Annotated in this window: 20 protein-coding genes; 11 read left to right on the top strand and 9 right to left on the bottom strand. The window is 61.1% G+C overall.

What is annotated here, in order from left to right; genetic code table 11:
* Positions 1-194: 194 nt before the first annotated feature.
* The 3 genes from AGR13A_RS06350 (at position 195) to AGR13A_RS06360 (ending at position 4,426) form a co-directional block, all read left to right on the top strand.
* On the top strand, positions 195-2,642 hold the full coding sequence (locus AGR13A_RS06350) for a penicillin-binding protein 1A (protein WP_080834238.1): 2,448 nt from the start codon (positions 195-197) through the stop codon (positions 2,640-2,642).
* Positions 2,643-2,741: 99 nt separating this feature from the next.
* A protein-coding gene (prfB, locus tag AGR13A_RS06355) for a peptide chain release factor 2 (protein ID WP_162180471.1) occupies positions 2,742-3,873 on the top strand; the annotation gives its coding sequence in 2 pieces (ribosomal slippage) (positions 2,742-2,810 and positions 2,812-3,873; 1,131 coding nt in all).
* 73 nt (positions 3,874-3,946) lie between these two features.
* A complete protein-coding gene (locus AGR13A_RS06360) occupies positions 3,947-4,426 on the top strand; it encodes a cysteine hydrolase family protein (RefSeq protein ID WP_080834240.1) in 480 nt (159 codons plus the stop codon).
* A 3-nt stretch (positions 4,427-4,429) separates the two neighbouring features.
* On the opposite strand, the gene AGR13A_RS06365 is transcribed toward AGR13A_RS06360, so the two are convergent.
* Together AGR13A_RS06365 and AGR13A_RS06370 are read right to left on the bottom strand one after the other, a co-directional pair.
* Entirely contained in the window at positions 4,430-4,930 is a 501-nt protein-coding gene (locus tag AGR13A_RS06365; protein ID WP_080834241.1) for a hypothetical protein, read from the bottom strand.
* Between the two features lie 21 nt (positions 4,931-4,951).
* On the bottom strand, positions 4,952-5,725 hold the full coding sequence (locus tag AGR13A_RS06370) for an NAD kinase (protein ID WP_035217554.1): 774 nt from the start codon (positions 5,723-5,725) through the stop codon (positions 4,952-4,954).
* Positions 5,726-6,023: 298 nt separating this feature from the next.
* Between AGR13A_RS06370 and AGR13A_RS06375 the strand changes: the two genes are divergently transcribed.
* Positions 6,024-6,941 carry a PhzF family phenazine biosynthesis protein gene (locus AGR13A_RS06375; RefSeq protein ID WP_080834243.1) on the top strand — a complete coding sequence of 306 codons (918 nt, stop codon included), beginning with the start codon at positions 6,024-6,026 and terminating at the stop codon, positions 6,939-6,941.
* Positions 6,942-7,040: 99 nt separating this feature from the next.
* Here AGR13A_RS06375 and AGR13A_RS06380 read toward each other — a convergent pair whose 3' ends face one another.
* The gene (locus AGR13A_RS06380) at positions 7,041-13,391 is read right to left on the bottom strand and encodes a hypothetical protein (RefSeq protein WP_080834245.1); all 6,351 of its coding nucleotides are present in this window, start codon (positions 13,389-13,391) and stop codon (positions 7,041-7,043) included.
* 481 nt (positions 13,392-13,872) lie between these two features.
* Between AGR13A_RS06380 and AGR13A_RS06385 the strand changes: the two genes are divergently transcribed.
* Positions 13,873-14,241, top strand: a complete 369-nt coding sequence (locus AGR13A_RS06385; RefSeq protein WP_035217551.1) for an Hpt domain-containing protein — start codon at positions 13,873-13,875, stop codon at positions 14,239-14,241.
* Positions 14,242-14,370: 129 nt separating this feature from the next.
* On the top strand, positions 14,371-14,691 hold the full coding sequence (locus AGR13A_RS06390) for a 2Fe-2S iron-sulfur cluster-binding protein (RefSeq protein WP_035217549.1): 321 nt from the start codon (positions 14,371-14,373) through the stop codon (positions 14,689-14,691).
* Positions 14,692-15,001: 310 nt separating this feature from the next.
* Here AGR13A_RS06390 and AGR13A_RS06395 read toward each other — a convergent pair whose 3' ends face one another.
* Positions 15,002-15,628: a DUF922 domain-containing Zn-dependent protease gene (locus AGR13A_RS06395; protein ID WP_035217546.1), complete on the bottom strand. Its 627-nt coding sequence runs from the start codon at positions 15,626-15,628 to the stop codon at positions 15,002-15,004.
* Positions 15,629-15,807: 179 nt separating this feature from the next.
* Here AGR13A_RS06395 and folP point away from each other — a divergent pair, with 179 nt between their 5' ends.
* The 3 genes from folP (at position 15,808) to folK (ending at position 17,557) form a co-directional block, all read left to right on the top strand.
* Positions 15,808-16,593 carry a dihydropteroate synthase gene (folP, locus tag AGR13A_RS06400; RefSeq protein WP_080834246.1) on the top strand — a complete coding sequence of 262 codons (786 nt, stop codon included), beginning with the start codon at positions 15,808-15,810 and terminating at the stop codon, positions 16,591-16,593.
* A gap of 78 nt (positions 16,594-16,671) precedes the next feature.
* Complete coding sequence (gene folB, locus AGR13A_RS06405; RefSeq protein ID WP_035217542.1) at positions 16,672-17,037, top strand: dihydroneopterin aldolase; 366 nt, start codon at positions 16,672-16,674, stop codon at positions 17,035-17,037.
* Positions 17,021-17,557: a 2-amino-4-hydroxy-6-hydroxymethyldihydropteridine diphosphokinase gene (folK, locus tag AGR13A_RS06410; RefSeq protein WP_167377422.1), complete on the top strand. Its 537-nt coding sequence runs from the start codon at positions 17,021-17,023 to the stop codon at positions 17,555-17,557. Before folB ends, folK begins: the two co-directional genes overlap by 17 nt.
* A gap of 14 nt (positions 17,558-17,571) precedes the next feature.
* On the opposite strand, the gene AGR13A_RS06415 is transcribed toward folK, so the two are convergent.
* From AGR13A_RS06415 to AGR13A_RS06430, 4 genes are all read right to left on the bottom strand, one after another.
* Entirely contained in the window at positions 17,572-18,132 is a 561-nt protein-coding gene (locus tag AGR13A_RS06415; protein ID WP_035217538.1) for a hypothetical protein, read from the bottom strand.
* A 130-nt stretch (positions 18,133-18,262) separates the two neighbouring features.
* Entirely contained in the window at positions 18,263-19,342 is a 1,080-nt protein-coding gene (locus AGR13A_RS06420; RefSeq protein WP_035217535.1) for a YcjF family protein, read from the bottom strand.
* A complete protein-coding gene (locus AGR13A_RS06425) occupies positions 19,339-20,817 on the bottom strand; it encodes a YcjX family protein (protein WP_080834248.1) in 1,479 nt (492 codons plus the stop codon). The genes AGR13A_RS06420 and AGR13A_RS06425 overlap by 4 nt, the downstream gene beginning before the upstream one ends.
* Before the next feature lie 131 nt (positions 20,818-20,948).
* Positions 20,949-21,425 carry a SixA phosphatase family protein gene (locus AGR13A_RS06430; protein ID WP_051795914.1) on the bottom strand — a complete coding sequence of 159 codons (477 nt, stop codon included), beginning with the start codon at positions 21,423-21,425 and terminating at the stop codon, positions 20,949-20,951.
* A 302-nt stretch (positions 21,426-21,727) separates the two neighbouring features.
* Here AGR13A_RS06430 and dksA point away from each other — a divergent pair, with 302 nt between their 5' ends.
* Entirely contained in the window at positions 21,728-22,147 is a 420-nt protein-coding gene (gene dksA / locus AGR13A_RS06435) for an RNA polymerase-binding protein DksA (RefSeq protein WP_003496274.1), read from the top strand.
* A gap of 125 nt (positions 22,148-22,272) precedes the next feature.
* Here dksA and AGR13A_RS06440 read toward each other — a convergent pair whose 3' ends face one another.
* Positions 22,273-23,535 carry a flagellar biosynthetic protein FliO gene (locus tag AGR13A_RS06440; protein WP_080834250.1) on the bottom strand — a complete coding sequence of 421 codons (1,263 nt, stop codon included), beginning with the start codon at positions 23,533-23,535 and terminating at the stop codon, positions 22,273-22,275.
* Between the two features lie 341 nt (positions 23,536-23,876).
* On the opposite strand from AGR13A_RS06440, the gene cckA reads away from it, so the two are divergent.
* On the top strand, positions 23,877-26,465 hold the full coding sequence (gene cckA, locus AGR13A_RS06445; protein ID WP_080834252.1) for a cell cycle histidine kinase CckA: 2,589 nt from the start codon (positions 23,877-23,879) through the stop codon (positions 26,463-26,465).
* The last annotated feature ends 50 nt before the right edge of the window (positions 26,466-26,515 follow it).

The raw sequence follows: 26,515 nt of genomic DNA on the forward strand, positions 1-26,515 counted from the left end.
AAGCGGATTCGGTGGCAATCCGCAAGGCGGCAGGTGTGCGATTGCGGCGGTTGGTCCGGTAACATATCGGAGAATGCTGCCCTATCCGGCTTGTCATCGAAGGTATGGTGTGCAAAACGGCACGCGATATGCAAGGATGCGCCCGTAAATCGTCGGGCGTTGATGGTTACGATTCGAATTATCGGTAGCTTGGTATGATCAGACTGATTGGATATTTTTTCGGCTTGGCCAGCGTGCTCTTCCTGTGCGCCGCCGCCGCCGGTGCAATTTATTTGCACGGCGTGACGAAAGACCTGCCGGATTACGCAGTTCTGAGCACGTATGAGCCGCCGGTAACGACCCGCGTGCATGCCGGCAACGGTGCGCTGATGGCGGAATACGCCCATGAAAAGCGCCTGTTCCTGCCGATCCAGGCCATACCCGACCGGGTGAAGGCGGCCTTCCTTTCGGCGGAAGACAAGAATTTCTACAACCATCCGGGTGTCGACGTCTTCGGTCTCGGCCGCGCCATTCTCGTCAATATCCAGAATCTCGGCTCCGGCCGCCGTCCGGTCGGCGCATCCACCATCACCCAGCAGGTGGCGAAGAACTTCCTTCTGACCAACGACCAGACCATCGACCGCAAGCTCAAGGAAGCCATTCTTTCCTTCCGCATCGAGCAGACCTATTCCAAGGACAAGATCCTCGAGCTTTATCTCAACGAGATTTTCTTCGGCCTGAATTCCTACGGCATTGCCGGCGCTGCGCTCACCTATTTCAACAAATCAGTGACGGAACTGACGATCGCCGAGACGGCCTATCTCGCATCGCTGCCGAAGGGTCCGGCCAATTATCACCCGATCCGTCGCGAAAAGGCGGCTCTCGAGCGCCGCGACTGGGTGATCGACCGCATGGCCGAAAATGGCTACATCACCGTCGCCGACGCCACGGACGCCAAAAAACAGCCGCTTGGCGTCAATCTGCGTCGCGGTGGCGCGCATATTTTCGCGTCCGATTATTTCGCCGAAGAAGTTCGCCGCCAGATTGTCGAGAAATACGGCGAAGAAGCGCTTCTTGAAGGCGGGCTCTCGGTCCGCACTTCTTTCGATCCGCAGATCCAGATGGAAGCACGCAAGGCGCTTCAGGACGGTCTGGTGCAATATGACGAGCGTCGCGGTTTCCGCGGACCCGTCGAAAAGATCGAAACGACCGGTGACTGGACGGCGGCGCTCGCCAAGGTCAAGGGCCTGCGCGACGTCCCCGAATGGAAGGTCGCCGTGGTCCTCGCCGTTGCTGCCGATGGCGTCGATATCGGCGTGCAGCCGGACACGGAAACGGAAGATGGCGACAAGCGCACACGCGGCCATATCTCCGCTGAAAACATGCGCTGGGCCTATCGTGATGCGACCGGCAAAAAGGCGACTGCCAAGTCGCCGGTCGGTGTCGTGGCGGCAGGCGATGTGATCTATGCACAGCCGCTTTCCAATTCCGGTAATGAATACCGCCTGCGCCAGCCGCCGAAAGTGCAGGGCGGCATGGTGGTGATGGACCCGCATACCGGCCGTGTTCTGGCCATGGTCGGCGGTTTCTCCTATGCGCAGTCGGAATTCAACCGCTCCACGCAGGCGATGCGCCAGCCGGGCTCTTCCTTCAAGCCGTTCATCTATGCGGCAGCGCTGGACAATGGTTATACCCCGGCATCGGTCATTCTCGATGCGCCGATCGAAGTTGTGTCGGGCGGTCAGGTCTGGAAGCCGCAGAATTACGGCGGGGGCTCCGCCGGTCCGTCTACCCTGCGTCTCGGTATCGAAAAATCCCGTAACCTCATGACCGTGCGTCTGGCGCAGGACATGGGCATGAATCTGGTGGCGGAATATGCCGAACGCTTCGGTATCTACGACAAGATGCCGCCGCTTCTGTCCATGTCGCTGGGTTCCGGTGAAACCACCGTGATGCGTATGGTTTCGGCCTATTCGGTCATCGCCAATGGCGGCAAGCAGATCAAGCCGACGCTGATCGACCGCATTCAGGATCGCTACGGCAAGACCATCTTCCGCCATGAGGAGCGCGCCTGCGAGGGCTGCAACGCGACAAGCTGGCAGAACCAGGACGAGCCCGTCATCGTCGACAATCGCGAGCAGGTTCTCGACCCGATGACTGCTTACCAGACGACCTCGATGCTCGAAGGTGTCGTGCAGCGCGGCACGGCGGCGGGCAAGATCAAGGTCGATCTGCCGGTTGCCGGCAAGACGGGCACCACCAACGATGAAAAGGATGCCTGGTTCGTCGGTTATACGCCGGACATGGTCGCCGGCCTTTATATCGGCTTCGATTCGCCCGCACCTCTCGGTCGCGGCGGCACGGGTGGCTCGCTCTCCGCGCCGATCTTCGGCGAGTTCATCTCCGATGCGGCCAAGCATATGGAGCCGAGCAAGTTCATCGTACCGAGCGGCATGAACTTCGTCGCCGTCAACCGCAAGACCGGCATGGCGGCAGTTGAAGGCGAACCGGACACCATCATGGAAGCCTTCAAGCCCGGCACCGGCCCGGCCGACAGCTTCTCGGTGATCGGCGCGGAAAACTACATGTCGCAGGAAGATATTCTGAAGACCTCGCCGCAGGCGCAGCAGGCCATTACCGGCGGCGGCGGCGGTCTTTATTGACCCCAGTTCAGGGATCATCGGGGGGGCGCGGGTCTTTACATCCGCGCCCCCCGCATTTATTTGAGCAACGAGTTTCAATGAAGGCGAAGAACCAGCGAAATGCGCAATGAAATCGTGAACGTAGTCGACGAAATCAAGCAGGCCATAAGCCTGCTGAGGAGGCATCTTTGACTGGGACCAGGCGATAAGACGACTGGACTGGTTGAATAACAAGGCAGAGGACCCGACCCTCTGGAACGATGCCACCGAGGCCCAGAAGCTGATGCGCGAGCGCCAGCAGCTGGATGACAGCATCAGCGGCGTGAAGGCGCTTGAGCAGCAGCTCAAGGACAATATCGAGCTGATTGAACTCGGCGAGATGGAAGGCGACGACGAGATCGTCAAGGACGCCGAAGACGCGCTTAAGGCGCTGAAGAACGAGGCGAACCGCCGTCAGGTTGAAGCCATGCTCTCGGGCGAGGCGGACAGCAACGACACCTATCTCGAAGTGCACTCCGGCGCCGGCGGCACGGAAAGCCAGGATTGGGCGAACATGCTGCTGCGCATGTATACCCGCTGGGCGGACCGTGAAGGTTTCAAGGTCGAGGTGCTGGAAGTTCACGATGGCGAAGAGGCCGGCATCAAATCCGCGACGATCCTCGTCAAGGGCCACAATGCCTTTGGCTGGCTGAAGACGGAATCGGGCGTGCATCGTCTTGTTCGCATTTCGCCCTATGACAGCAATGCGCGTCGCCACACGTCGTTCTCCTCCGTCTGGGTCTACCCGGTGGTTGACGATTCGATCCAGATCGACGTCAACGAAAGCGATTGCCGTATCGATACCTATCGGTCGTCCGGCGCGGGTGGCCAGCACGTCAACACCACCGATTCGGCCGTGCGCATTACGCATATTCCGACCGGTATCGCGGTTGCCTGCCAGCAGGAACGCTCGCAGCACAAGAACCGCGCCAAGGCGTGGGACATGCTGCGCGCCCGCCTTTACGAGGTGGAGTTGCAAAAGCGGGAAGAGGCAGCCAATGCACAGGCCGCTTCCAAGACCGATATCGGCTGGGGCCACCAGATCCGTTCCTACGTTTTGCAGCCTTACCAGCTGGTCAAGGACCTGCGTACCGGCGTGGAAAGCACCGCACCCGGCAACGTGCTGGACGGTGACCTGAACGAGTTCATGGAAGCTGCTCTCGCTCACCGCATCAGCGGCGGCGCGGATGTGGAAGTGGCTGATATCGACTAAGACGCTGCAATGCGTTGATTGAAAATTGCCCCTCGCAAACCCATTGCGAGGGGTTTTTCGTTGGAGGAGATGCATGAAACAGGCGCTTTATATCGTCGACGTCCAGCCGAGCTTCAATCCGCCGGCTTCGCTGGTGGCGGACATAACCGCGCTCGCCGCCACCATGCCGAGCGTCGCCAGCGTCGAGCGCCATGATGAGAGCGTGACACCTTTCGAGCGGCAACTGGGCTGGAAGCCGGGCAGGGATGACTGCTCGCTGGTTCAGGCGGATCGGATATTCATCAAGCACGGTTATGCGCCGCCAAGGGAAGCGGTCGACCATCTCCTGTCCCTGAAGGTCGAGAGGGTGCTGGTCTGCGGTATTCAGGCAGATACCTGCGTGCTGGCCGCCGGTTTTGCGTTTTTCGACGCGGGACTGCACCCCACGCTTCTGCCGTGGCTGACGGTTGGTTCAAGCCTCGACCGCAGCGGCGAACTCGGCGCCAGATTATGGAAACATCATTTCGGCGCAGTTCTTTCCGGGTCGCATGAGCTTAAACCGGACGTGCTCTAGCCGTCAGTTTGAGGCTTTCTCGATCTTCATCTCGCCAAGCTCATCGATCAGGATCGTCCAGCTTTCCGCTTCCTTGGCCATCGGGTCGGTTTTCAGATAAACGGTCACGAACAGGCCGGGTGAGGCGGATGCGCCGTTCGAGCTTTCCGGACGAATATCCGTGACGTAGGATTTCATCTGGTTGAACTCTTCCAGCTCGACATTTTCGAGGAGATTGGGTCCGTCGGCGGTAAAGACGATGCGCTGCAGGTAGATCTTCGCGGTACCATCCCCCTGACGAATTGCAACCACCTTGTAATAACCGCGTGTCGGCGCTGCTGGCGGCGGCCGCAGCTGGCCGTCAGAGCCTTTCACCGGCTCCAGATTCTGCTCTTCCCACATGCCGCTGCTGACGACGAAGATCGCCGAGACCGGCAAGGCGTCGATCGCCTCCGTCTGCGCCCGTGCGGAAAGCACGGCTGTGGCGAGAAAGAGAGTGGCAAGGATCGGTGTTTTCAGATGCATGGCTATCGTCGGTCGTTGGCGTCAATTGTTGAATTGTTCGGCGAGAACCCGGTCGGACCATGAACGGTCCGGATCCGAGAGAATTCTGGCCGTCCTGTCCTGCGATTGCGCAATCCGCACATGGCGCACGGATTTCACCTCCGTATGGTCGGCCACGGCGTTCACCGGGCGCTTGTCACGCTCCAGAACATGAATGTCGACCGTCACCTTGTTCGGCAATAGAGCGCCGCGCCAGCGCCTTGGCCGGAACGCGCTGACGGGGGTAAGCGCCAGAAGCGGTGATTCGAGCGGCAGGATCGGCCCATGGGCGGAGAAATTATAGGCTGTCGACCCCGCAGGCGTCGCCACCATCATGCCGTCGCAGATCAACTCTTCCAGCCGAACCTTGCCATCCACCTCGACACGAAGCTTGGCGGCCTGATGTGACTGCCGGAAGAGGCTCACTTCATTCATGGCGAGTGCCGTAAATTCGTCGCCATCGGAATCCGTCGTCGTCATGCGCAGCGGATGAAAATCATTGCCTGTCGCCACCGCGATGCGCTCGCGCAGGCCTTCCACGCGGTAGTCATTCATCAAGAAACCGACCGAGCCCCGGTTCATGCCGTAGACGCGTCTGCCGGAATTCATCGTCTCGTTGAGGATTTGCAGCATGAAGCCGTCGCCACCCAGCGCGACGATCACCTCCGCTTCCTCGAAAGGCGCGTTGCCGTAAGCCGTTTTCAGCTCCTCCATCGCCATCTGTGCCTCCTCGGAGGCGGATGCAACGAAGGATAGTGAATAGGTAGAATGCGACATCCGCTTCCCTCGACAACGACGCAAACCGCAACCGGCCTGTGACAGATGCTGTAACCTGTTGAAGTGGCTCGTAATCTCCAAACCGGCAGGAGCACGGTCGCTTGCAAGCCACAAGACCCGTCCTTGGTACATGAAGACGGCGGCTGGCCACAAGGCCTTTCGGTCAGGCAGGCGTTCGCCTTTACAGGAAGCCGGTCCACAGCTTCTTGGTTTATGGCTTCGGACAAGGGTTGCGATGCGGGGCGGCGTAAGGCAGTTTGCGCAAGGCAGGCGGAATGACTGATGGCAGGAGACGTGTGTGGTGCTGAACTACAATATCTACGATGTCTTTACCGAGACCAAAATGGCGGGAAACCCGCTGGCGGTCATGTATGACGCGGATGATCTCGACAAGGCGACAATGCAGGCGATCGCGCGGGAAATGAATCTTTCCGAGACCGTTTTCGTCAATCGTTCGGGCAATCCCGCCCACGCAGCGTCGGTACGCATATTCACGCCTTCAGGTGAATTGCCTTTCGCCGGCCATCCCACCGTCGGTGCTGCGGTCGCTATCGCCGAGCGTAACCGCGGCGAGGGCGATGACAATATCGACATGGTCTGCGTGCTGGAGGAGCAGGTGGGCCCGGTGCGCTGCGCGGTCAAGATGCGCGCCGGCGCGGTCAGCTTCGCCGAATTCGACCTGCCGCGCAAATCCTCGCGCGTCGACCTGCCGCTCGATCATACCGCGCTTGCCGATGCGCTGGGTGTGAGCGAAGGCCATCTCGGCTTTGAAAATCATGTGCCGTCAATCTGGACGGCCGGCGTGCCGTTCCTGTTCGTGCCGTTGCACAATATCGCCGCCATCAGGGACATGGATTTCGATGCCAATCTGTGGCTGCGCACCGCGCCGCTGGTGGAGGGACGCCTGGCGGCGGCCTACATCTACTGTCGCGGCGGCGTCAATCATGCGGCAAAGTTCCATGCCCGCATGTTCTCACCGGATATGGGGATTTCGGAAGACCCCGCAACCGGCTCTGCCGTCGCCGCCCTTTCCGGCGCGATCCATCATTTCGACGGCCTGACCGATGGGCACTACCCTATCCTGGTAGAGCAGGGCGTTGAGATGGAGCGGCCTTCTCACATCCACCTGCGCATGGACATCAAGGATGGCGAAATCGCCCGCGCCCGCATCGGCGGCCACGCGGTGCGTGTTGCTTCGGGCACGTTCGAGCTTTGATTTAGCAACCGGCTGAATTCCAGTCTAAATCCGCCTGTCAGCCAAAATGAAAAACCCCGGTCGTGACCGGGGTTTTATTGTTTCTACTCGCGCCAGAGATCAGTTGAACCGACCCGCCGCGTGGGCAAGCATCGTATAGACCTTGCCGGTATCGGAGGTGAGGTAGGACTGGGTAACACTCCGGTCGCGGTCGGTGCGCGCCACATCGGCGAGCAGCTTTTCGAAATCGGTGATGTAGCGGTCCACGGCGGTGCGGAATTCGGCTTCCCGTTCGTATTTGCGCTTGATCTCGTCGAAGGTCGTCTGGCCCTTCAGCGTGTAGAGGCGACGGGTGAAGACATCGCGTTCGCCGCGCTGATAGCGGCGCCACAGCTCAACCGACGCATCGTGGTCGATGGCGCGGGCAATGTCGACGGACAGCGAGTTCAGCGATTCGACCATGTGGCGCGGATTGCGGGTGTCGGCCGCACGGGTCGGCTGCTGCTCAGTGTTGGCGCGCGGTGTGGACGCTGCTGGCGTTTCCTGTGACGCGCCGCGCAGCAGATCGCTGATCCAGCCGCCGCCTTCTTCGCGACGTCCGGCAGGCGCTGTTGCCGTCTGCGACGGGGCAGGTGCCTGACGGTTTTCGACCTGGCGGTTCTCAAGCGGCAGCGTACCGCGCAAAGCCGGTGCGGCGGCAGTCTGCGGCTGCGCCGGGCGCTGTTGTACCGGAGCGGCGGTTGCCGGCTGCGGACGCGTCTCGACGCGGCGCTCGGCGGCTGGCTGGGTCGCTGCGATGGCGCGGGCAACGGGTTCGGAGACTTCCATCTGGTGGGTCGAACGACCGACAAGCTGGGAAATATCCTGCAGGGCCTTGATCTGCTCGGAAACGGCGCGGCGCATGGCGGCAGCGCTTTCCTTTGCCTCTTCCGGCAGGTCGAATGCGCCGCGCTTCAGTTCGGCGCGGGTTGCATCCAGCTCGCGGCGGATGTCGTGGCTGGAGCGGCGAATTTCGTCCGTCGCGCCGGCAAAGCGGCTGACAGCTTCTTCGACAGCCTGACGCAGGGTTTCCTTGAGGTTGGCGGCGGCGGCATTGGATTTTTCCGAGGCGCTGCCGAGAAGATTGTCAACTTCCGAAAGCGAGGATTCGACGCCGCCGCGCAGGCGGTTGACCAGCTCGTCGGAATATTTCTGTGCGTCGGACAGCGTGCTTTCGATCGAGCGGCTGGCATCCTGACCGGCGGCGAGCAGGGCGCCCCGCATGGTCTGTGCCGCCGAGCGGGCGCGCTGTTCGGTTTCATCCAGCGAGCGGCCGATATCGGTAAAGGACGCCTGCAGATTGTCACGCAGATTGCCGGCGACGTTCTGCGAACGCTCCTCGGCATCGTTGAGCGTGGTTTCCACGACGCCGACGACGTTGCGCATGGCGCTTTCGATTTCCTCGGAACGCTTGACGAGACCGACGGACAGGCTGCGAAGCGCATCCTGGCGTTCTTCCAGCGTGCCGACGAGGCTGGACTGCGCCGCATTCAGCAGTTCGGACGCCTGGCTCAGCACCTTCGAATGTTCCTCGAAGCGTCCGACGATGCCGGCAACCTGCGCCAGCGTCTGGCCGGAAATATTCGACAGACGGTCGATCTTTCCTTCGAGCAGACGGCTGGAGCTGGACACCATGTCGGCGGCCTGCGAGGCGCTATCGGAGAAGCGGGTCGCCGATGCGTTCAGCGCTGCGTCGGCCGTGCCGAATTCCTGTGCGGCGCGCTCGACGGCGGAGTTGAAGTTGGTTGCCGACTGCTCGACGATTTCGGCCATGCTGTTATGGGTCTGCGACAGCATGTCGGTGCTCTGACGGGTGGCGGCAACCAGCTTGTTGGCCGCATCGCTGCCCGAGCGTGCATATTTCTCAATGCCCTGTTCAACGGCATCCGCCATGGCGGTATGCGTCTGCGACAGCATATCCGTGCTCTGGCGGGTGGCCGCGACAAGCTTGCTCGCCGCATCCGTGCCGGCATTGGCGTAATCGCTGATCGCCTGTTCCACCATGCCGACCATGCCGCTGTTGCTCTGCGACAGGAGCTCGGCGCTCTGCTGGGCGGCGGAAACGATCTTCTCGGCGGCTTCGCGACCGATGGTGGCATATTCGTCGACGACGGGCTTGGCCTTCTCCTCGATCAGGCGCGACAGTTCAGCGGAACGGCTGGCCAGCATCGAGTTGAGTTCGCGGGTGCGGTTGTCCAGCGCAGAACGGATGGATTCGCCGCGGGCATCGAGGGCCGATTCGACGCCCGTGAGCGTCTCGGAGATAACGCCGACCTGCGAACGCACGACCGCTTCGGCCTCGGCGACCTTGTTGACGATGATGTTGCCAGCCTCGGAGAAGGTCTGGGCGACGGCGGCGGCCTGGCCGGACAAGCGCGTCTGCGCATCGGAGATGCGGCTGACGATCTCGCCGGAACGTTCCTCGATGGCCTTGGTGAAGGCCTCGTTCTGCGCCTGCACCTGCTCGGCGAATTCCGAACCGGACTTGGCAAGCAGAGCGGAGGAGCGAACGGCTTCCTCATCAATGCTCTGGGTGGCGGAGACGACCGCGCCACGCAGGCTGACGGCGAGATCGCTTGCCTTGCCCTCGATGGTGCGGTTGACGTTTTCGAGGCCGATCGTCAGCGCCCGGTCCATGGTGCCGAGACGTTCATCGATGCGGGCGGTACCGGCATCGAAGGTTTCCGCCAGGCGGCTCGTGCGGCTTTCGAACGTGTCGGTTACACGTATGGCCTGCTCGTCCAGAATGCCGGTAATGCGCTGCGCGGCATCGTCGCTGGTGCGGGCAAAAGCGGCCGTCTTGTCTTCCAGCGCATCGGCAAAGCGACGGCCGGCATCCTCAATCGAGGTGTTGACGTTGGCCAGATCTCCACCGACGCGTGTCTGCAGGGCGTCGAGCGACGACTCGATACGAGCGCCGGTCTCGTCGAGACGGGTGGTGACATTGCCGATCGAGCTCTCGATTTTCGAGGACAGGGCGTCGGTCGCGCCGCCGATTTCCCGTGCGGCTTCGCCGATCTTGACGGCGATGTCGCCGGCACTGTTGCGAAGGCGCTCTTCCAGCGTCGCCGCACTGCCGTCAATTGCCTTCTGCAGCGTTTCCTGCTGGGTTTCGAGCGACAGTTCGAGCATGCTGGCGCTGGAGGCGACCGTGGTGCCGATCATCATCGCCTGCTCGGACAGCATGTCGCCCATCTGGGTCGTGGCCGAGCTCAGGGTCGCTGCCATATCGGCGTGGCGCTGGTCGAGCGCGGTGCGAATATCCTCATGCGATTGCGACAGATTGCTTTCGAGGCGGGACACGCCTTCTTCCACTGTCTGCGCAAAACGGCTGCTGCCATCTTCCACAACGGTTTCGATGCGGTTGGCCGCGCCGGAAACGCTCTGTTCGATCAGACCGCTATTGCGCTCCAGCGAGCCGGCAATGCGCTCCGCCTGCGAGCCGAGCATCGTTTCCAGCCGCTCGTGGCCGCTGGCAAGCGCGTTTTCAAGCGTAAAGGCGGTGGCTTCGAGACGTTGACCGACACCGGCCGCCGCAAGCGAAAGCGACGACGTTCTGGCATCCATGGCCTCGGCAATCCGCTCTTCCACGCCCGAAATCGTCATGTCGAGCGCCAGGGTGCGGCTGTCGAGCGCGTCGGCGATGCGTTCCTCTGCGCTGGAGACGATACCGGAAAGGGCGGAAGTGCGGCTGTCCAGGGCGCTGGCAATACGGTCTTCGACACCGGAAACGGCGCTGTGCAAGGCGGCGGTGCGGCCGTCGATAATATCGGCGATCTTTTCCTCGACACCGGAGAAGCTCATGTCGAGCGCCATGGTGCGGCTGTCGAGCACGTCCGTGATCCGCTCCTCCGCGCCGGAAACGACGTTTTTCAGCGAATCCGTGCGGCTGTCGAGTGCGCCGGCGATACGGCTCTCGGCCCCGGCCACCAGTTCGCCAAGGACTGCGGTGCGGGTGTCGAGCGCCTCGGTGATTTTTTCCTCGGCACCGGAAAATGCCATGTCGAGTGCCATCGTACGGCTGTCGAGCGCATCGGCGATGCGTTCTTCGGCGCCCGAGACCACAGCGTTGAGCGCTGCGGTGCGGCCATCCAGCGTTTCCGCGATACGGGTTTCAGCACCGGCGACCACGTCGCCGAAAGTGGCCGTGCGGCTGTCGAGTGCGCCGGCGATCTTCTCTTCAGCGCTGGCAACAATGCCGGTGAGGGCAGAGGTGCGGCTGTCGAGCGTTTCGGAAAGTCTTTCCTCGACATTGGCGAAGGTCATGTCGAGCGACAGGGTACGGCTGTCCATCGTGTCGGCAATGCGTTCCTCGACACCCGAAATCGCGCTGGAAAGGGCAGCGGTGCGGCCATCCAACGTGTCGGCGATACGGCTCTCCGCACCGGAGACGACGTCGTGCAGGGCAGCCGTGCGGCTTTCCAGCGTATCGGAAATGCGATCCTCGATGCCGGAAACGGCACCGGTAATGGCAGCAGCCCGGGTTTCGAGCGTTTCCGAAAGGCGGCGCTCGACATCGGCGACGACGCTGTTGATCGCGGCTGCACGTTCGTCGAGCATCGCGGCGAGGCGTTCGGCCGTACCGGAGACGGAGCCGGTGATGGCCAGCGAACGGCTGGCGAGCGCCTCGTCGAAACGGTCCTGGCTGGCCGAAAGCGCGCCGAACAGGGCGTTGCTGCGTTCCGCCAGCACGCTGTCGATCTTCTCATGCGAATTGGCGAAGGCATTGGTGATGTCGGCAGTGCGCTGGCCGATTGCGTCGCTGAATTCGCGGGTGCGGGTTTCAAGCGCGCTTTCGAGCATTTCCTGACCCGTGCCCAGCGCGGTTGCGAGCGCCAGAGACTGATCGGTCATGGTCGTGCCGATGCGCTCAAGACCGCTCGACAGCATGGTATCGAGGGCTTCGGAGCCGCCGGCAACGGTTTCGTTGATCCGGGCGAGGCTTTCCATCAGCTTGCTGTCGAGGCTGCCGGCGCGCTGATCGAAGGCGCTGGCGAATTCCGCCACATGTTCGTCAAAGGCCGAATTGACCTGGCCGACCGTTGCCTGCAACCGTTCCTCATAGAGGCCGGAGCGAAGATCGAGGTCCATGATCGCATCGTCAGCCGTGCTCTGCAGGCTCTGGCGGAAGGAAAGACCTTTTTCCTCGAGCGTCGTGGAGAGCTTGTCGAGCACGGTATCCAGCGAACCGCCGATGATCTGCTGGCCGCGATCGATATTGCGGTTGAGTTCAAGGGTGCGGGTGGACAGGGTCTCGTTGAGCTGGCGGGTGCGTTCCTCCAGCGCGCTATTGAGGCTTTCCACACCGCTGTCCAGCGTCGAAGCGTGGATCGCGAAGCGTTCGAGCAGCACTTCACCGCGCTCATCCAGCGTCGAGGTGAGGTTGTGCAGGCGCATGTCGAATTCGTTGGAGATCGTCGTGCCGGAGGAATTCAGCGCCTGAAGCAGGTTTTCGGTCTTGGCGGCGATCAGGCTGCCCATCGCTTCGGTCGAGGCGCGCGATTTTTCCAAAAGCGCGGCCGAGCGGGTGTCGATCATCGAGGCGAAAGCCTCGCCGGTCGTCGCGATCCGCATCGAAAGCTCTTCGCCGACGATGGAAAGCTCTTCCTTGATCTGTTCCTGCGCGCCGACGATGGAGGAGCGGATGCGCTCCGCATGATTGACGATGGCGTCGCGCTCGGCGGTCAGTTCCTGCACGAGGCTGCGCACACGCAGTTCATTGTCGGCATAGCTGCGTTCAAGCGCGTTGACCTCGGAGTGAACGAGGGTTTCGAGTTCCGTCGCGCGGGCGATGGTGCGCTCGATGCCGTCATTCATGGCCGAGACTTCGCGGCGAACCGCCTGTCCGACGGACATGATGCGGTCGGATGCGACCGTTTCGGGTTCCGCAAGACGAAGGGCGACTTCGGCCATGGAGCGGGCGGCGTTCCGCAGATCGCGGGCGCGTGCCATCATGATCGCAAAGGCGAAGAACAGCATGACAGGAACGAGGATGCCGACGACGATCGCCATCAGGCCGGGGATTGCGGTGAGATCGGCAAGCGAGCCGATGTTCCACAGCGCATTCCCGTAAAGAAGATGCGCGACACCAAGACCGCCGAGCGCCCAGATGACCGACATGATCGTCGCGTTGCGAAGCGCGCCGCCGATGGAGCCGCCCTCGAGCGACTTCAGGATCATGGCCGGGCTGCGTTTGGAGCCGTCATTGGCTGCCTCGAGATTGGGCGATTTGGGCGCCTGTTCGGCAGGCGCGCGCGCGGCCTCGGGAGCAGGGGTCTGTCTGCTTGCTTCCTTCAATCTGGCCTCCGGCTGCTTCGGCGCTGCAGTTTTCCGCGTCTCCGGCTTTTCTTCGAAAGCGCCAAGCTGCAAGGCGTCTTCCAACGCCTGAAATGCAGTCTCGTCTACAGAGTCGCTGATCTTGTTATTCGCCATGCGGTTACGCCTCGTTACACATACGCCCGGCTTCATGCCGTTGACCACTCGCGACCAGCAAGCGGACTGCCGCCATCATGCCAGCGGAACATTATCCCTTATGAGAGAACAATTCCGCCATTTACCAAATCCCGAATTGCTGGTGATCCAGCTTTCGGGCGAAATTACATCACTGTGCCGGAATAACAAAGCTTGAGCTCAAGCCCTGCAGGAACGGCAGTACCGTAGTGACACATTTAGGTGTTCGAAACAATTAATGCGGATTTGCGACGGCAGCGAAGTGTCGGCTTTTTAACAGTTTTTAAACCTCGGTTTCGCTCTGAACGCCTTGTTTCGCATAAGTTTAACATAAATTAACCATAGCAGAAGATTTTCGCCTGCGTCACGCCGTAATTTAAGCCGATAGCACCGGCTTCAATGCGTAAATACGACACAGATGTGACACGAAACAGGAAACGGCGAGACACAAGGAATTTCAGACATGGCAGCGGTCAGTATTGCTTTCGAAGCTCCGGATAATTGCGGCGGCGCGCCGGCCGCAGGCACAAGGCCCATCGATTTCGATCATCTTGCCCGGCAGACAATGGGCGACAAGGATCTCGAAATCGAGGTGCTGAAGCTGTTCAGCCGCAATGCACGCGCAGCCCTTCACGAGATGGCCGGTGCTGACGACAAGGCTGTCAGGGCAACCGCCCACCGTCTGAAAGGCGCCGCTCAGGCCATCGGCGCATCCGCCGTGTCCACGGCCGCAGCAGCGGTGGAGGACAAGGGTAATGACAGCGCGGCTATCGCAAGGCTCGCCGCTGCCATTGTTGAAGCGGAAAACTTCATCCTCAAGCTCTGCCGCTGAGGCGGTAAGCATCAAATTAGCCGTTTTGTGAGGCCGGTTGGATCTGGCACCCTTGAAGCGGGTTGCCAAGGCGGACCGGCCTTTCTATGTGTTTAGAACAGTTCTTAGATCACATTTTGGATTTCCGGCATGACAAAACTGACCATCGTCGCCTTTGACGGCACGCCCCATGAACTTGACGTGAGCAACGGTTCCACCGTCATGGAGAATGCCGTGCGCAACTCCATTCCCGGCATCGATGCGGAATGCGGCGGCGCCTGTGCCTGTGCGACCTGTCATGTCTATGTCGACGATGCATGGGCGGAGCGCGTCGGTGGGCCCGAGCCGATGGAAGAGGACATGCTGGATTTCGCTTTCGATGTGCGTCCCACTTCGCGTCTTTCCTGTCAGATCAAGATGAATGACGAGTTTGACGGTCTTGTCGTTCACGTTCCCGAGCGCCAGGGCTGATAAACCCTCGGCATTGCCTGACGCAGAAAAAGCCCCGCTCACCTGGTAGCGGGGAGCGGGGCGAGGCGGGTACGCAGCATGCAGGCGAGGGAGGAAACACCTGCGAGCCCTCAAGTGCGCACCGGGAGAACCGGAGACGGTTAAAACGTCCGACCCGCTGTAAGCTGCGACCGTTCCAAACCATGTAAACAAGCTACAATGAGTCTCGACGACCGCACCATGACGAGAATTCACGGGTGATATCGGACATGACGTTACGTCATGCCCGTTGCGCGGGGTGAGTTTTTGGCAGGTCGAGAGGTGAGGTCGCTTAGCGCCGGTTCTGGCCCTGTTCGAGCCGGTTTTTCAAAAGCCGCGTCATGCGGGCATCGAAATTTTTCGATTCCACCACATCGAAACGCATCTGGTCCTTGTCGTGCTCGTCCATTACCGTCTGGGTGATCTTGCCGACCATTTCCTGCAGCGTCTCGCAGTTTTTCTGCGGGCGAAGCGCCGTTAATTGCCTCTCGAGCGTGCGGGCATGGGTTCGGGCGATCTCCGCATGGCGTTCCTCGTGGCGCTTGATATCGGCAAGCAGCGTGTCCCAGATAAAGGCCAGCTCCGCCGTGGTGCGCCGCCGGTTTTTCCATTGCGGCAGGAGGATGCGGGTATTCAGCACCACCTTCGCCGTTCCCACGCTGCACAGGCCGTTCTTTTCGACATAGGTGAGCTCGCCGCCGAATTTGATCTCGGTCGCGCCCGGATGGCGTGCACCGGTGTTGCGGGTCAGCGGACCGTGCTTGGAAAGCTGCTGGTCCAGATCGGCGGCGGTTTTGCCGCTGATCGAAAAATAGGAATAGGTCTTGCGGACGATAGTTTCTGAAAAAGCCGATCCGGGCATGGAAAGGGCCAATGCACCCGCCAGAGCGGTGCAAAGAGCACGTGATGATTTGGTCATGACCCGGCCTTCCGGTTGAACTTGAAAAAGGTTTGCTGCATAGGCGGAGCGAAACTTATAAGAATTGGCATAACACTCCGTTATTCCCGAAAGGCGCGTGTTACGTGATAACAGCCGGCAGCAATGTGTGGCAAGCGGCCCATGGTCGCTCCCTGAAACTTGATGGGCGTGGCCGTATTATGGCCATCGTCAATGCCACGCCCGATTCCTTTTCCGATGGCGGCCGTTATCTCGCCGTCGATGCGGCTTTTTCCCATGCGCTGAGCTGTGTGGAGGAGGGCGCCGACATCATCGATATAGGCGGGGAATCCACCCGGCCGGGTGCGGCCGCAGTAACGGAAGCCGAGGAACAGGACCGGGTGTTGCCCGTCATCGAGAAATTGCGCCGCGAGACGGATGTGCTGATTTCCGTCGATACCTATCGCGCTTCGACAGCGCGGCTGGCGATCGGGACAGGTGCACATATCGTCAATGACGTCTTTGGCCTGCAGAAAGACGCGGAAATGGCTGGTGTGGTCGCCGCCACCCGCGCCGGCGTCTGCATCATGCATACCGGCCGCGACCGGCAGAAGCTTGCCGATGTGATCGAGGATCAGTTCGAATTCCTCAATCGCTCGCTCGAGATCGCCGAGGATGCGGGTATTGCCCGTGACGCCATCGCGCTCGATCCGGGTTTTGGTTTTGCGAAGGACGAGAGTGAAAATGTCGCGCTGATGGCGCGTTTCGGCGAACTGGCTGCTTTCGAACTGCCGGTTCTGGCCGGCACGTCGCGCAAGCGTTTCATCGGGTCGCTGACGGGCCGGGATGCGGCTGAGGAACGCGATATCGGAACGGCTGCAACCACCGCGATCCTGAGGCTGGCGGGCGCTTCGATTTTTCGCGTGCACAATGTTGCCGCGACACGTGATGCGCTGGCAATCGCCGATGCGGTTCTTGCCAAAACGTCGGCAAAGGCCGATGCGTAGATCAATGAGTGCCGGAATGCCGCGTCCCGAAAGTGGTGCGGCTTTCTGGCGAAACAGTCCTGCCATGGAGGCGATGCGATGAGCCGCTATACCATCATCCTGAAAAACTGTTCCTTTTTCGCCCGTCATGGCCTTCTCGAGCAGGAGGAGGTGCTGGGCCAGCGCTTTTTCGTCGATGCCGAGATGGAGGTCGAGGCGGGCGATGCGCTGGAAACCGATGAGATCGAAAATACCGTCGATTATGGCGTCGCCTTCGCCGTCATCGAAAAGATCGTCGTCGGCCAGCGCCGCTATCTCATCGAAGCCTTGGCGAATGACATCTGCAAGGCGCTGCGCGAGCGTTATCCGCAAATCGTCTGGCTGCGAATAACGGTGCGCAAACCCTCCGCGCCCGTTCCCGGCATTCTGGACTATGCGCAGGTGAGCGTTGAACACCGTGCCTGAAAAGACGACCGTCGCTACCCTGGGACTCGGCGGCAACATCGGCAATCCCGCCGCCGCGATGGCGAGAGCCCTGCGCGAACTGGACACGCATGGCGATTGCCGCCTGTTGGCCGTCTCTGGCCTTTACCGCACGCCACCGTGGGGCAAGACGGATCAGGCGGATTTTTTCAACTGCTGCGCCCTGGTGGAAACCTCGCTTGCGGCGCCTTCGCTGTTAAAATTATGCCTCGATATTGAAAAGGGCATGAAGCGGGTGCGGACGGAGCGCTGGGGTCCGCGCACCATCGATATCGATGTGCTGACCTTTGGGAATGAGTCTCTCGTAACGGAAAGCATCGAAGTGCCGCATCCGCGCATGACGGAGCGAGCTTTTGTGCTGATGCCGCTTGCCGACATCGCGCCCGATCTTGAAGTCAAAGGCAAATCCGTCCTGGAATGGCTTCAGCAGGCGGACAGGACGGGCATCATCCGCGCAAACGAAAAGCGGGAGTGGTGGACACTCCCGCTCGGTGATGAGTAAAGAGGCTGCAGCCGTTACGGCTTGATCGAACCGACGGCCATCTGGTCGATGTCACGCGCCAGCGTCACGCCGATGACCGGGATCATCTGGTCGGCGACCTTGACGGAAATGGTGATATTCATCGAATTGTCGCTGGAGACACGCGCGACCATCGCACCATTGAGCTTGGCGCGGTTGATGCCGACAACGACCTTGTCGCCGCTGACCTGTCCGGAGGTGATGTCCAGCCCCTTGCCTTCTGCACCGTCGAGGAACTTGCCCTCGTAAGAGTTGCCCTTCTGGCTGATGACGGCGGACATGGGCTGGCTGAAAACGCCGACGCGGCAGGTGCCGCCGAGCTTGATGCCGGTCTGCTTGTCATCAAGTGGTTCGCCGGTCAGATCACAGGTAAATTTGGTGCCCTTGTATTTGCCGGCGACGATTTCGCCCGGGCCTTTCCAGCTGCCGGCCACGGAGCGGAAGAAGACGTCGTCGCGGTCGCGCGATGCGGCATGGACGTCAGACAGGCCGAAACCGCCGCTGACGGACAATATGGCGGCAAGTCCGCCCACAAGCGAAAAGAAGCGCGAATACATGATACTTTCCCCGGCGAAGAAGCCTGTTCGATAGGCCGCAATCTACCGGCGGAATGGTTAATGCTTGGTTTATTTCGCTCTCATTTGCGGCTTCGTCCGTAACCTTTTTGAACCGCTCATGTCTTGCCACTCAGGCTTTTTCACCGCTTTTTCCGCCGCTTAAATCGGGCGTCAGGTCGGACATGAAATCGCCGATCCCCGGACGCTTCACGGCCCTGAACGGCAACGGACGGCACAGATCCATGGCCGCAATGCCGATTCGCGCCGTCATCAGGCCGTTGATGACACCTTCGCCGAGTCGCGCCGAGAGTTTCGAGGCAAGACCGTGACCGAGAACCTGCTGGGCAAGGCCGTCGCCGACGGCAATCGATCCCGTCACGGCGAGGTGGGCGACGACATCCTTCAGCAGCCGCAACATGCCAAGCGTGCCGGGACGGCCGCCGTAAAGCTCCGCCATGGCCCGCACCAGCCGTGTCACCTCAAACAGCACGTAAGCGAGATCAACGATTGCACGCGGGCTGACGGCGGTGACGACGGAGACGCGTTTGGAGGAATTGAGGATCAGGGCGCGCGCCTGCCGGTCGAGCGGCACCAGCAATTCACGTTCGGCAAGCTCGATCAGATGTGGGCCGTCGATCACATCGTTTTCCGTTTCCTTCAGCGCCGCACGTCCCTTGGCCGTTTCGGCCCGGTGGGAGAGGACGGCATTGAGGCGTGTGACGATGGCGCGGGCGGGTTTCGGGCTCTTGTCGAGGCTTGCCGTTTCCGCATCAGCCTTCAAGGATTGCACGGCATTGAGCCGCATGATTCCAAAGACTTCCCGCCCGACGAGGACGAGAACGGCCAGAAGCGCAACGATAAGCGCGATGGTCGCCGTGTAGCCAAGCCAGTCTGAGCGGGAAAACAGGTTGCGGATAAGCTGATCCGCCCAGAGCCCGAAGGCAAGCGAGAACAACACGCCCAATGCGCCGAGTGCGAGTTTGCCGAAGGAGAATCGGCTTTTCTTCGGCGTCGCCACCGGCAAGGCGGCTGCATCGATTTCTTCCGGCGCGAGAAACGGATCGTCTTCGTCGGGCGTCAGTGAAATCTCGGCGCCGAAGCTGCGCGGGGCACGTTTCTGCGTCGCGGATGGCCGTGCCGTCTCTTCCGTCTCGAGCGTGAAAGCTGCCGGGCGGCGAGCCTGCGAATCATTGGGAGTGGGAACCTTCATGCGAGCTTGTCTCCGAACAGGAACTGCATGGCGCGATCAAGCCTGATATGGGGCACGGAAAGCCTTATACCGCCGCTGCCCGGCTCGTCGACATTGGGCGGCCGGAAACGCACGACATTGACGTCGGGCAATGTCGCGTTGTCGCCATCCCTGTCAATGCTGCGGAACAGCGGCTCGGGATCATCAGGCAGATCGCCGGGAAAGATCGCCGTCTTGCGGTTGCCATCGAAGGTTTCGCCATTGATGGTCTCACCGGCCATTGGTGTGCCGACGATGACGGGCAATTCGTGGCCATCCTGCCGCACGGTCGCTTCCCGCGTTGCACGCACGGAAGCCAGCGCCATGACCTCTATGCCGGCGCCATTCATGCCGATGGTGGTGATGGCGCGGTCCACCAGACGGCGGGTGAGCCGCTCCAGCCGGTCATGGCTTTCATGGTGCAGGTGGTCGGCCTTGGTGGCGGCAATCAGCACCTTGTCGATGCGCCGGCCGATGAGAGACGACAGGAGGCTGTTGGTCCCGGGGCGGAAACAGGCGAGAACATCGCCCAGCGCCCGTTCCAGATCCTGCACGGCTTCCGGGCCGCGATTGACCGCCTGAAGCGTGTCGATCAGCACGATCTGCCGGTCGAGGCGGGCGAAATGCTCGCGGAAGAAGGGTTTCACCACGATCGATTTATAGGCGTCGTAGCGCCGCTCCATCATGGCGCGCAGCGAACCCTTCGGTGCTTTCTCATCCGTCAGGCCGGGCAGGGGCGCGAAGGTCAGCGCCGGCGATCCTTCCAGATCCCCCGGCATCAAAAGACGCCCCGGCGGCAGGGTGGAGAGCGATCTTTCGTCGGATTTGCAGGCTTTCAGATAGGCTGCGAAACTTTCGGCCAGACGTCGCGCCGTCATCTCGTCGGCAGGGGCGTTGATATCGAGAGACGAAGCGATCGCCAGCCATTCCTGCGCCAGCTCGGAACGGATGCCGGTTCCGGCGAGTGCGACGGTTGCGTCGCTGAATTGCCTGTAATCCTGCGACAGAAGCGGCAGGTCGAGCAGCCATTCGCCGGGATAGTCGACGATATCGATGGAGAGCTTGCCGGCCGAAAACCACCGGCCCCAGCCGCTGGCACTCTGGTAGTCCAGCGTGATCCGCAGTTCGGATATTGCCCGCGTCGAATCGGGCCAGAGCCGGTCGCGCACCAGCGCCTGAATATGGTCCTCGTATTGAAAACGGGGAATGGCGTCGTCCGGCTGCGGTTCGAGGCGCACATTCGAGACCCGGCCAGACCGCATGGCTTCAAACAGCGGCAGGCGGCCACCATTCAGAAGATTGTGGACGAGGGAGGAAATGAAGACCGTCTTTCCCGCCCGCGAAAGACCGGTGACGCCAAGCCGCAATGTCGGGTGGGTGAGGCTGCTCGCACGGTCGGCCAGATTATCGAATGCGATGAGCGCACTGTCCGTCAGGGACGTAAGAGAAGGCGGCAATGGCAGTTTCCCGGCTGTGTTTCACGATCACGGCTGCAATATAGGAATGCGTGGCTGCCCAAAAAAGAAGCGACCCCGTGGATTTTCAACGACATCGCGTTTAGCACTCCCGCAGCCACGGCAGCCTTTGGCTATCTGCCTGGTGACAGGAAATCGACGAGCCGCCAGCGATTCCTGCCGTTTCCGACGCCGTCGTCGTGATCGAGCACGGCAAGCCCCGATGTCGGAAAGCCGGAAGGCAGGGCGGCATGCAGCAGATCCTCGCCGATCATCGCCTCCAGCGTCGCCTCCATGGTGGGATTGTGTCCGACCAGCATCACGGATTGCACATCCGTTTGTGCGGCAATGAGGGAGAGATAGGTTTCGCTGCGCGCATTGTACATTTCATCGACATAGCCGATGTCGATGCCTTCATTGAAGGCGCGTTGCCAGGCCTGCGTGGTCTGCCGGCAGCGCGCGGCCGTCGATGACAGAAGCATGTCAGGGCGGTAGTGCCGGTCGGCGGCAAGATCGGCGATGATCTCCGCCTCGGCGAAACCCGCCTCGTTCAATCCCCGGTCGAAATCGCGCTCTCCCGGCGCCGCCCAGGCGGCCTTGGCGTGGCGCAGAAGGTAAACTCGCTTCGGGTGATGATCTGTCAAGGGCAGGGACCGGCGTTCGAAACTCTAGGCACGGTCCGAATGCTACAGGATAGGCTCACGGGACCGCAAGTCCTCTTTCCTGTTGGCAAGTCGCGTCTAAGTGATCGAAGAAGAGATCGCTTCCACGCCAATAAAGGATAAAAATTAGTCATTTAGATGATTTTTATGTCAGTTTTAAAAATGCCTGAAAACTGATCTGTAGACTTGAACCGGCCTATATCATTGGAGTATACACCGCCGCATTGAGATGTTCTTCGAGGAGAATCGCGTTGAGTGAGAAGATCGATCTTAGCAAATATGTACTCTCGGAAGACGACGAGTTCATGAATGCCAGCCAGCGTGCCTACTTCCGCGCGAAGCTGGTCGCCTGGAAAAATGACATCCTTAGAGAAGCGCGCGAGACCCTCGGACATCTCGCCGAAGAAAGCGCCAACCACCCCGATCTCGCGGATCGGGCATCTTCCGAAACAGACAGGGCGATCGAACTTCGCGCCCGGGACCGCCAGCGCAAGCTGATCTCAAAGATCGATGCGGCCCTTCAGCGGATCGAAGACGGCACCTACGGTTACTGTGAGGAAACGGGTGAGCCTATCGGCCTCAAGCGTCTTGACGCCCGCCCTATAGCGACCCTGTCCATTGAGGCGCAGGAGCGTCACGAGCGTCGCGAAAAAGTCTACCGCGACGAGTAAGATGGAGAGCTCTCCGGTTATCACAGCGAACCGGTCGGTGAAAATTACACAAATGAAAAAGGGCGTGGAATTATTTCCGCGCCCTTTTTGCTTTCAAATCGATCCGTCTAACGGACCCCGGCCCGTCAGCGATCGCGGGTGACCGAAAGCTCACCGAAGATACGCGCCATTTCCTTCTGCATATCACCATCCGGTGTCGCGCCGGTAACAGGCGGAGAGGCGGGCTGGGTCTTGGGCTGCTTTTCCGCTGCCGCAGCAATTTCCGGCTCTTTCTCGGCGTCCTTGCTCTTGGCTATTTCGGCTTCGAGAAAGCTCTCGAAATCGCTGGCAAGGTCATCGGAAAATCTGGGTTCGGCGTCAGCGGAGACGATAGGCGGATTTTCGGGCTGCGGCGGGAAGGGCGCCGGCGGCGTATTGTCTCCGGGTTTCAGCCCGGGCAGAACACGCTCGCGTGCGGCGTCCAGAAAATCGGCGGCATTCGTTTGGTCGATGACAGGCTCACGCGCGGCAAAAACCTGTGGCGCGGGCACCGCTGGCCGTTCCTCTGGCGCCCTTGCCTGTACGGTAACGGGAGGCGTGACCGGGGCCGGCGCAGGCGCAGGCGCGAAAGGCTCGGCTCGCCTCTGGTCGGTCGGTTCTGCCGCCATATCGAGCGAGGCAGCGGCAACCGGCAGAACGGCGACTGCCGGTGTGGCCGCGGTAACCGGTGCGGGTACCGGTGTTGGTGCAGGTGCCGGTGAAGGGACGGGGCGGGCAATCTCCCTCTCGGGGGCTGCCTGCCTTACAGGCGGTGCAGGCTCGCGGGCAACCGAAGGCGCGGCGGAAACCGGTTGCTGCGGTGTCGACGGGCGTGGCGGTAGCGGTGCGGCTGAAACCGGGGCAGGTGCGGGGCGGGGCGCCGGGGCAGGCTGCTCAGGCCGTTGCGGCTGTTTTACGGGTTCTTCGGTTGCGGTAGCGGGAGCGACCGTCGCTACAGGCTGTTGTTGCGGCAGGGCCGCGCGGCGCTCCTGCGGGATAGCCGGCTCGGCCTTTTTTACGTCGCTCTCCTGGCGCGGCAGCGCCTTCAGTTCCGGTTCCTGTACGTCCCGCACGATCGGGATCGCGCCGATGCCGCTTTCGATGACGATATCGGTTGGACCGCCGATCATCACCAGATGCTCGACATTGTCGCGTCGCACCAGCACGAGGCGGCGACGCGCATCCACGGCCGTCGCATCGAGAACCTGCAGGCGCGGCTGCCGATTGCGTCCACCCCGGATAAAGGGGGCCGAACCGCTGCGCCTGCGCAGAAGCCACAGAGCAATCGCCAGCACCAGCAGCGCCACACCCACACCGACAACGGCGACGATGAGGTTGTTTCCATAGGTCCCGATAAAATCATCCATCATGGAGATCGTCCCTTCAGATTTTTTCGAGCAATTAATATTGCCGTGGTTCTTATAGTGTGAACGTTAAGCAGGAAAAGACGATTTTTTTAGGCGCGATACAAGGTTTATCCGCCTTTGCCCGTTTGAAACGCAAAACCGGTTGGCAGGGCTTTCGGTTCCCTCATCGCCGGAAAGCCTTGTCCATTGCGCCTTTCGGGTCGTTTCTCTGTGCGTTTTTAAGCCTTTGTGTCCCCGCGGAGCTTTTTGATGGTCAAGCGAGTTGCTACAAGAAATTCTGCTGCCCGATTCCGTCTCGGAAATGTGGCTGACCGAATGACGACCTGCACGACTGCGAGGCCAAGATGACACGGGTGCGCGAGACAAGCGACAACGACCTTCCGCTGGTGGACAGGCGTGCCCGTTCCGGCACGGTGTTGCGGATTCTGCTTCTGGCGCTGGTGCTGATCGCGGCTGCGGCCGCCTTCGTCTATTTCAAGGATTCGCTGGAAAACGAGATTGTGCTCGGCATTCTCGGCGTGCTGGCGATGATGGGCATTTTCTTTCTGGTCTCGTCGATCATCGGTTTCATCGAGGTCATGCCGCAGTCGCAGTCGGACGGGCTTGCCCGCCGTTTCCTGTCGGCCCACCCGGAAGGCACGCTGATCACCGATGCCAAGGGCCATATGGTCTACGCCAACGCCACCTATTGCCGTATGAGCGGCACCTCCAAGGCAAGCGATATACAGAGCCTGGAGACGCTGTTGTCGCGTAGCCGGGAATCGACGGAGGCCCTTTACCGGCTCATCAATGTGCTGCGGGAAGGCCGTGACGGTTACGAAGAGTTCCGGCTGCTGAAGCCGCTCGGCGAGGATGCCGCTGCCGGGCCGCACTGGTACAGGCTGAAAGGGCGGGTGCTGAAGGATGCGGGCGGTGAGGGGCTGCACGTTTTCCAGATCGCCGATATCACGCCGGAGCGTGAGGATCAGGAGCGATTCTTCCGCGAATTGCAAAGCGCCATAGACTATCTCGACCATGCGCCGGCCGGTTTCTTCTCCGCAGGCCGCAAGGGCGAAATCGTTTATCTCAATGCCACCCTGTCCGAATGGCTTGGCATCGATCTGGCACAATTTTCTCCCGGCTCGATGACGGTGTCCGACATCGTCGCCGGCGAGGGCATGGCGCTGATCGAATCCGTGCACCCGCAGGGAAGCACCAAGCGCACGGAAATCCTCGACCTCGACATGCGCCGGGTGAACGGCCAGAGCATGCCGGCCCGCCTCGTGCATCAGGTCACCTCCAAGGATGGTGCGCCGGGCGAGAGCCGGACCATCGTTCTGATGCGCCCCAAGGGCCAGGAGGATACGGAATCATCCTCCGCCATGCGCTTTACGCGCTTCTTCAACAATACGCCGATGGCGATTGCCTCGCTTGACGGAGAGGGCCGCATCCTGCGTATCAACGCGCCCTTCCTCAAGCTGTTCTCAGGTGTGGTCGGGCGTGACGATATCGATCGCGGCATTGCGCTCGAAACCATCATCCACGACAATGAAAAACCCCGGCTGGAACAGGCGCTGGCCGAAGCCAAGGACCGTCAGGGAGACATCGCCCCGTTCGATTCCCGCCATCCGAGCGACGAGGGCCGGCATTTCCGTTTCTACGTCAATGCCGTGATCGACCAGGACGACGAGGCGCCGGAAGAGGTGGCCATCGTTTATGCCATCGAGGTGACGGAGCAGAAGGCGCTCGAAACCCAGATGGCGCAGACGCAGAAGATGAATGCCGTCGGCACGCTGGCGGGTGGCATCGCCCACGACTTCAACAATGTGCTGACCGCCATCCTGCTCTCGTCCGATCATCTGCTTCTGCAGGCGCGGCCTGCCGACCCAAGCTTCGCCGACCTCATGGAGATCAAGCGCAACGCCAACCGCGCGGCCGTGCTGGTGCGCCAGCTTCTGGCGTTCTCGCGCAAGCAGACCATGCGCCCGGCAATCCTCAACCTGACCGACGTGATCGGCGATCTGCGCATGCTGGTGGATCGGCTGATCTCCGGCACCAACGTCAAGCTGGAGGTGGATTATGGCCGCGATCTCTGGCCGGTAAAGACCGACCTGTCGCAATTCGAGCAGGTGCTCATCAATCTCTGCGTCAATGCGCGTGATGCCATGCCTGATGGCGGCAAGATCAGCATCAGGACGCGGAACGTCGACGCCAAGGAAATCGCAGCCCTTGGCCGTCCCGAATTCCCGGCTGAAGACATGGTGATGGTGGAAGTTGCCGATAATGGCACGGGTATTCCGCCGGAAATCATGGACAAGATTTTCGAGCCCTTCTTCACCACCAAGGAAGTTGGCAAGGGCACGGGCCTTGGCCTGTCGATGGTCTACGGTATCGTCAAGCAGTCGGGCGGCTATATTTATCCCGAATCGGAAGTGGGCAAGGGAACCGCCTTCCGCATTTACCTGCCGCGCCATGTGGTTGAGGCCGTTCAGGCCAATGGGCAGCAGCACGGCGAGGCGGCGCTTGCGCCCGTGGCGGCGCCGGAGCCGGTGAAGGAAGAGCCGCTCGACCTGACCGGCAATTCCGCCGTCGTCCTTCTGGTGGAGGACGAGGAGGCCGTGCGGCGCGGCGGCAAGCGCATGCTGGAAACACGCGGTTACACCGTGCACGAGGCGGGCTCCGGCACCGAGGCGCTGGAGGTGATGGAGGAGCTGGAAGGCAAGGTCGACATCGTCGTATCCGATGTGGTGATGCCGGAAATGGACGGTCCGTCGCTGCTGAGGGAGCTGCGCAAATCCTATCCCGACCTGAAATTCATCTTCGTTTCAGGTTATGCCGAGGATGCCTTCGCGAAAAACCTGCCGGCGGACGCCAAGTTCGGTTTCCTGCCGAAACCGTTCTCGCTGAAGCAGCTCGCCATCGCCGTTCGGGAAATGCTCGACGACAAGGATTAAGGCCGGCGGCGGTGAAGCGGATTCGGCTGCGCCGCGACCTGCCGCACCCG

Origin of the sequence: Agrobacterium genomosp. 13 str. CFBP 6927, assembly GCA_900012615.1 — a bacterium.
Taxonomy (GTDB): Bacteria; Pseudomonadota; Alphaproteobacteria; order Rhizobiales; family Rhizobiaceae; genus Agrobacterium.

What these genes read in the sequence shown, in the direction of transcription:
- AGR13A_RS06395 (WP_035217546.1), bottom strand. Translation starts at nt 15,628, where the DNA reads ATGACCAAATCATCACGTGCTCTTTGCACCGCTCTGGCGGGTGCATTG.
- AGR13A_RS06390 (WP_035217549.1), top strand. Translation starts at nt 14,371, where the DNA reads ATGACAAAACTGACCATCGTCGCCTTTGACGGCACGCCCCATGAACTT.
- AGR13A_RS06385 (WP_035217551.1), top strand. Translation starts at nt 13,873, where the DNA reads ATGGCAGCGGTCAGTATTGCTTTCGAAGCTCCGGATAATTGCGGCGGC.
- AGR13A_RS06350 (WP_080834238.1), top strand. Translation starts at nt 195, where the DNA reads ATGATCAGACTGATTGGATATTTTTTCGGCTTGGCCAGCGTGCTCTTC.
- cckA (WP_080834252.1), top strand. Translation starts at nt 23,877, where the DNA reads ATGACACGGGTGCGCGAGACAAGCGACAACGACCTTCCGCTGGTGGAC.
- folB (WP_035217542.1), top strand. Translation starts at nt 16,672, where the DNA reads ATGAGCCGCTATACCATCATCCTGAAAAACTGTTCCTTTTTCGCCCGT.
- folP (WP_080834246.1), top strand. Translation starts at nt 15,808, where the DNA reads ATGGCCATCGTCAATGCCACGCCCGATTCCTTTTCCGATGGCGGCCGT.
- AGR13A_RS06360 (WP_080834240.1), top strand. Translation starts at nt 3,947, where the DNA reads ATGAAACAGGCGCTTTATATCGTCGACGTCCAGCCGAGCTTCAATCCG.
- AGR13A_RS06415 (WP_035217538.1), bottom strand. Translation starts at nt 18,132, where the DNA reads ATGTATTCGCGCTTCTTTTCGCTTGTGGGCGGACTTGCCGCCATATTG.
- AGR13A_RS06370 (WP_035217554.1), bottom strand. Translation starts at nt 5,725, where the DNA reads ATGTCGCATTCTACCTATTCACTATCCTTCGTTGCATCCGCCTCCGAG.
- AGR13A_RS06420 (WP_035217535.1), bottom strand. Translation starts at nt 19,342, where the DNA reads ATGAAGGTTCCCACTCCCAATGATTCGCAGGCTCGCCGCCCGGCAGCT.
- AGR13A_RS06365 (WP_080834241.1), bottom strand. Translation starts at nt 4,930, where the DNA reads ATGCATCTGAAAACACCGATCCTTGCCACTCTCTTTCTCGCCACAGCC.
- AGR13A_RS06440 (WP_080834250.1), bottom strand. Translation starts at nt 23,535, where the DNA reads ATGATGGATGATTTTATCGGGACCTATGGAAACAACCTCATCGTCGCC.
- AGR13A_RS06380 (WP_080834245.1), bottom strand. Translation starts at nt 13,391, where the DNA reads ATGGCGAATAACAAGATCAGCGACTCTGTAGACGAGACTGCATTTCAG.